Annotated in this window: 1 protein-coding gene; it reads right to left on the bottom strand. The window is 69.8% G+C overall.

Features of this window, described 5'->3' with window-relative positions:
• Positions 1-443, bottom strand: a 443-nt coding sequence (rlmJ, locus tag MPC4_RS02955; protein ID WP_174511208.1) for a 23S rRNA (adenine(2030)-N(6))-methyltransferase RlmJ, incomplete at both ends; no start/stop codon positions are given.

Here is a 443-nt window from a genome sequence, read left to right as displayed (position 1 = left end):
AGCCCGCGGCGCGAGGGCGGCGGCAGGAACTTGCGGATGCCTTCGAAGCCGTCCTCGTGCAGCACCGCCACCTGGCGGCCCGCGTCGAGCTGGGCGATGTTGCCGGCCAGCGAACGCATGTCCGTGGGATGCAGCTCGAACAGCTTCAGCCGGTCGTGCCCGCGCAGCAGCCGGTGGGCGATGAACGGCGAGCCCGGGTACACCTTGGCGGTGGAGCCGCTGTTGAATGCCTGCACCAGATCGACATAGGCCTGCAGCGCGGGCGCGAGTTCGGTGCCTTTCGGCAGCGCGGCGGGCAGCAGGCGCAGGATGCCGTCGGCCGCCTCGCCGCTGGTGGCCGCGTAGTCGCCGTCCAGGCGGAAAAGACCGGCACCCGCATGGGTGTCCAATACGGCGAGCGCGGCGTCTTTCTGCGTCAGGTGTTGCAGGATGGCGATCAATAC

It is taken from the genome of Methylocella tundrae, assembly GCF_901905185.1.
Taxonomy (GTDB): Bacteria; Pseudomonadota; Alphaproteobacteria; order Rhizobiales; family Beijerinckiaceae; genus Methylocapsa; species Methylocapsa tundrae.
Note: the sequence above shows the minus strand (reverse complement) of the source record. Positions and strands in the feature narration are given on the sequence as shown.